Raw genomic sequence first — 5,724 nt, 5'->3', positions numbered from 1 at the left:
CAAAAAAGGCAACGACCTACTCTCCCACAAATGGCAGTACCATCGGCGCTAACGGGCTTAACTTCTCTGTTCGGAATGGTAAGAGGTGAGCCCCGTCGCTATAATCACCTTAAATTTTAGGTTGTTGTATTTTAAACATCAACCGCGCATCACGCGCTAATATTTTAACATATTGAAAAAAGAACCATATCGGCTAGATACTATTTAAAAAATCTGTACTCTTAAAAAAAACAGGCGTACAATAAGCCTATGGGTTATTAGTACTACTCGGCTATGACATTACTGCCTTTACACCTGTAGCCTATCAACGTGGTCATCTCCCACGACCCTTTAAAGAAATCTCATCTTGTGGTGGGTTTCGCGCTTATATGCTTTCAGCGCTTATCCCTTCCCAACGTAGCTACTCTGCAATGCCGCTGGCGCGACAACAGATACACCAGAGGTTAGTCCAACTCGGTCCTCTCGTACTAGAGTCAGATCCACTCAAATTTCTAACGCCCACTGTAGATAGAGACCGAACTGTCTCACGACGTTCTGAACCCAGCTCGCGTGCCACTTTAATGGGCGAACAGCCCAACCCTTGGGACCTTCTCCAGCCCCAGGATGTGACGAGCCGACATCGAGGTGCCAAACCCCCCCGTCGATATGAGCTCTTGGGGGAGATCAGCCTGTTATCCCCGGCGTACCTTTTATCCTTTGAGCGATGGCCCTTCCATGCGGAACCACCGGATCACTATGCTCTTGTTTCCAACCTGATCGACTTGTAGGTCTCTCAGTCAAGCACCCTTATGCCATTGCACTCTACGCACGGTTACCAAGCGTGCTGAGGGTACCTTTAGAAGCCTCCGTTACTCTTTTGGAGGCGACCACCCCAGTCAAACTACCCACCAAGCACTGTCCCCTCGTCGAGGGTTAGACTCTAGATAAGCAAAGGGTGGTATTTCAACAATGACTCCCCGAATCCTGGCGAACCCGGTTCAAAGTCTCCCACCTATCCTACACATTACTTATCCAAAACCAATACTAAGCTATAGTAAAGGTGCACGGGGTCTTTTCGTCCCACAGCGGGTAATCGGCATCTTCACCGATACTACAATTTCACCGAGCTCATGGCTGAGACAGTGTCCAGATCGTTGCACCATTCGTGCAGGTCGGAACTTACCCGACAAGGAATTTCGCTACCTTAGGACCGTTATAGTTACGGCCGCCGTTTACTGGGGCTTCATTTAAGACCTTCGGATTACTCCTAAGCCCTCCACTTAACCTTCCAGCACCGGGCAGGTGTCAGGCCATATACGTCATCTTTCAATTTAGCATAGCCCTGTGTTTTTGATAAACAGTCGCCTGGACCTTTTCACTGCGGCCCCACCGGAGTGGGGCGACCCTTCTCCCGAAGTTACGGGTCTATTTTGCCTAATTCCTTAGCCATGAATCTCTCGAGCTCCTTAGAATACTCATCCCAACTACCTGTGTCGGTTTAGGGTACGGGCTGCTTCTCTCGCTTTTCTTGGAAGTCGCTACTCTGGATTATCACCGCAGCCGAAGCCTTAGTGTACTATCGCCGTGTTACCACTGGCTTCAACGAACTATTCCGTCAGTTCGCACCAAATTTACGCCTCCGTCACTTTTAATAAGAGCAGGTACAGGAATATTAACCTGTTGTCCATCCACTACCCCTTTCGGGTTCGCGTTAGGTCCCGACTAACCCTCAGCTGATTAGCATAGCTGAGGAAACCTTAGTTTTTCGGAGTGCGGGTTTCTCGCCCGCATTATCGTTACTTATGCCTACATTTTCTTTTCTAACCAGTCCAGCATGACTCACATCACACCTTCAACCCTGTTAGAATGCTCCCCTACCAGTTATAATAAATTATAAATCCATAGCTTCGGTAGTATACTTATGCCCGATTATTATCCATGCCGAACCGCTCGACTAGTGAGCTGTTACGCACTCTTTAAATGAATGGCTGCTTCCAAGCCAACATCCTAGCTGTCAAAGCAGTTCAACCGCGTTTTTTCAACTTAGCATACATTTGGGGACCTTAGCTGATGGTCTGGGTTCTTTCCCTCTCGGACATGGACCTTAGCACCCATGCCCTCACTGCTGATAAACATTTTATAGCATTCGGAGTTTGTCAGGAATTGGTAGGCGGTGAAGCCCCCGCATCCAATCAGTAGCTCTACCTCTATAAAACTATTAATCAACGCTGCACCTAAATGCATTTCGGGGAGTACGAGCTATTTCCGAGTTTGATTGGCCTTTCACCCCTACCCACAGGTCATCCGAAGACTTTTCAACGTCAACCGGTTCGGTCCTCCACTGTATGTTACTACAGCTTCAACCTGCCCATGGGTAGATCACACGGTTTCGCGTCTACCACTACTAACTAAAGCGCCCTATTCAGACTCGCTTTCGCTACGGATCCGTGACTTAATCACTTAACCTTGCTAGCAACGGTAACTCGTAGGCTCATTATGCAAAAGGCACGCCGTCACCCTATTGGGCTCCGACCGCTTGTAAGCGTATGGTTTCAGGTTCTATTTCACTCCCTTATTCAGGGTTCTTTTCACCTTTCCCTCACGGTACTAGTTCACTATCGGTCTCTCAGGAGTATTTAGCCTTATCGGATGGTCCCGACTGATTCACACAGGGTTTCACGTGCCCCGCGCTACTCAGGATACTGCTATCTTGTTAATTTTTACTTATACGGGACTATCACCCTCTCTGGTTTGTCTTTCCAAACAATTCTAATTCAGCATAACTCGAATATTGCAGTCCTACAACCCCGACATTGCCGTAACAACATCGGTTTGGGCTAATCCGCGTTCGCTCGCCACTACTAACGGAATCACTTTTGTTTTCTTCTCCTCCGGGTACTTAGATGTTTCAGTTCTCCGGGTTCGCCTCCTTAACGGATACTATATCTTCAATATAGTGGGTTGCCCCATTCGGATATCTGCGGATCAAATCGTATGTGCCGATCCCCGCAGCTTTTCGCAGCTTATCACGTCCTTCATCGCCTCTGAGAGCCTAGGCATTCCCCATACGCCCTTATTTAGCTTATTGTACTTTTTGCTTTTTTATGAGTTTCATTCACCAGATTATTATCTTGTGAATATCTATTATAATATCGCTCGTAACGAATATTATAATTACAAATTTTTTAAAATAGATATTAAATCTATCTTTCATGTATCTTTTTTCAATATGTCAATGAACTTGTGTCCCTCAGGACTCGTGGAGAATATCGGAGTCGAACCGATGACCTCCTGCGTGCAAGGCAGGCGCTCTAGCCAGCTGAGCTAATCCCCCATAATGAAATTCAGAATTGTGAATTCAGAATTACAAACGTTGAATTCTCTAACTTCCAGAATTTCCTTTCAATATTTAATGAACGTGACCATCTCTGGTACTTCGTAGTCTCAGGCAGACTCGAACTGCCGACCTCTACATTATCAGTGTAGCGCTCTAACCAGCTGAGCTATGAGACTGTGTTTTGTCTACAGTTTTCAGTTTTCAGTATCAATACTGAGCACCGTTTTCTGGTGACTTGTTTTTTAAATTAACAGCTATGAGAATAAACTACTCTTTTCTTAGTTTTTAATGATACCATTAGTCGTCTTTCTCTAGAAAGGAGGTGTTCCAGCCGCACCTTCCGGTACGGCTACCTTGTTACGACTTAGCCCTAGTTACCGATTTTACCCTAGGCCGCTCCTTGCGGTGACGGACTTCAGGCACTCCCAGCTTCCATGGCTTGACGGGCGGTGTGTACAAGGCCCGGGAACGTATTCACCGCATCATGGCTGATATGCGATTACTAGCGATTCCAGCTTCACGGAGTCGAGTTGCAGACTCCGATCCGAACTGAGATAGGGTTTATAGATTCGCATCCCCTCGCGGGGTAGCTGCTCTCTGTCCCTACCATTGTAGCACGTGTGTAGCCCAGGACGTAAGGGCCGTGATGATTTGACGTCATCCCCACCTTCCTCACAGTTTGCACTGGCAGTCTTGTTAGAGTTCCCGACATTACTCGCTGGCAACTAACAACAGGGGTTGCGCTCGTTATAGGACTTAACCTGACACCTCACGGCACGAGCTGACGACAACCATGCAGCACCTTGTAAGTAGTCCGAAGAAAGATCTATCTCTAAATCATGCAACTTACATTTAAGCCCTGGTAAGGTTCCTCGCGTATCATCGAATTAAACCACATGCTCCACCGCTTGTGCGGGCCCCCGTCAATTCCTTTGAGTTTCATTCTTGCGAACGTACTCCCCAGGTGGGATACTTATCACTTTCGCTTAGCCACTCAGACCGAAATCCGAACAGCTAGTATCCATCGTTTACGGCGTGGACTACCAGGGTATCTAATCCTGTTCGCTCCCCACGCTTTCGTCCATCAGTGTCAATACATTATTAGTGATCTGCCTTCGCAATTGGTATTCTATGTAATATCTATGCATTTCACCGCTACACTACATATTCTAACCACTTCATAATGATTCAAGATAACCAGTATCAAAGGCAATTCTACAGTTGAGCTGCAGGATTTCACCTCTGACTTAATCATCCACCTACGGACCCTTTAAACCCAATGATTCCGGATAACGCTTGGATCCTCCGTATTACCGCGGCTGCTGGCACGGAGTTAGCCGATCCTTATTCTTACGGTACCGTCAGAACTCTACACGTAGAGTGGTTTCTTCCCGTATAAAAGCAGTTTACAACCCATAGGGCAGTCTTCCTGCACGCGGCATGGCTGGATCAGTCTTTCGACCATTGTCCAATATTCCTCACTGCTGCCTCCCGTAGGAGTCTGGTCCGTGTCTCAGTACCAGTGTGGGGGATAACCCTCTCAGGCCCCCTACCTATCGTCGCCATGGTGTGCCGTTACCACACCATCTAGCTAATAGGACGCATACTCATCTTGTACCGTAACCTTTAATAAAAACTCCATGCGAAGTAATTATACTATGGGGTGTTAATCTTCATTTCTAAAGGCTATCCCCCAGTACAAGGCAGATTGTATACGCGTTACGCACCCGTGCGCCGGTCGTCAGCAGAGCAAGCTCCCTGTTACCCCTCGACTTGCATGTGTTAGGCCTGCCGCTAGCGTTCATCCTGAGCCAGGATCAAACTCTTCATCGTTAAATTTTAAATATTATTTAACAACTAATTGGAATCTCTAGTACTCAAAATGGTTTATTCTCTTAGTCGATTTAAATCGTTTCCAATTTAAATCTTACGCTGTCAATTCAATATGTTTATGAACTTATTTCTCTTTGTTTCTTAACTCGTTTCCTCGTTAAGCGGGTGCAAATATAAAACCCTTTTTTTAACCTCACAATAGTTTTGATACTTTTTTTTGAAAAAATTTTTGAAGCTTTAAAACTTCGTTTTCTCAAGTATATCAACACTTCTTACAAGAACTTCGCTACTCATAACCTTCGCTATTTTTGCGGCTGCAAACATACAACCTTTTTTAATTCTGACAAGATGTTTTTGATATTTTTTTGAAGTTTTTTCCTTTGACCTGAAAATCAAATCTCTAAACCTCGTACCCCTACCTTTTTATGAACTTACCCCAGCAGCTTCGCCGCTAACGGGCTGCAAATATACCACCCTTTTTCTCTACCAAACAAACTTTTTATCGCCTTTTTTTGAAAGTTTTTTGTCCAATGCTTATTTACAATAAGTTACATCCAAATTATTTTTGATTCAAC

2 tRNA genes and 3 rRNA genes are annotated in these 5,724 nt (G+C 45.7%); all 5 read right to left on the bottom strand.

Going from position 1 to position 5,724, the window contains the following annotated elements:
• Positions 1–3: 3 nt before the first annotated feature.
• Positions 4–112 (bottom strand): 5S ribosomal RNA (gene rrf, locus NO995_RS17760).
• A 125-nt stretch (positions 113–237) separates the two neighbouring features.
• Positions 238–3,067 (bottom strand): 23S ribosomal RNA (locus NO995_RS17755).
• Positions 3,068–3,239: 172 nt separating this feature from the next.
• Positions 3,240–3,313 (bottom strand) — tRNA-Ala (locus NO995_RS17750).
• 105 nt (positions 3,314–3,418) lie between these two features.
• Positions 3,419–3,492: transfer RNA gene (locus NO995_RS17745), tRNA-Ile, on the bottom strand.
• A 139-nt stretch (positions 3,493–3,631) separates the two neighbouring features.
• Positions 3,632–5,149, bottom strand: a 16S ribosomal RNA gene (locus NO995_RS17740).
• The 16S, 23S and 5S rRNA genes sit together here with 2 tRNA genes alongside, the layout of an rRNA operon.
• Between the last annotated feature and the right edge of the window lie 575 nt (positions 5,150–5,724).

It is taken from the genome of Aestuariibaculum sp. M13 (assembly GCF_024723255.1).
GTDB classification, from domain to species: Bacteria; Bacteroidota; Bacteroidia; order Flavobacteriales; family Flavobacteriaceae; genus Aestuariibaculum; species Aestuariibaculum lutulentum.
This window is presented reverse-complemented; position numbering and strand designations above follow the sequence as displayed.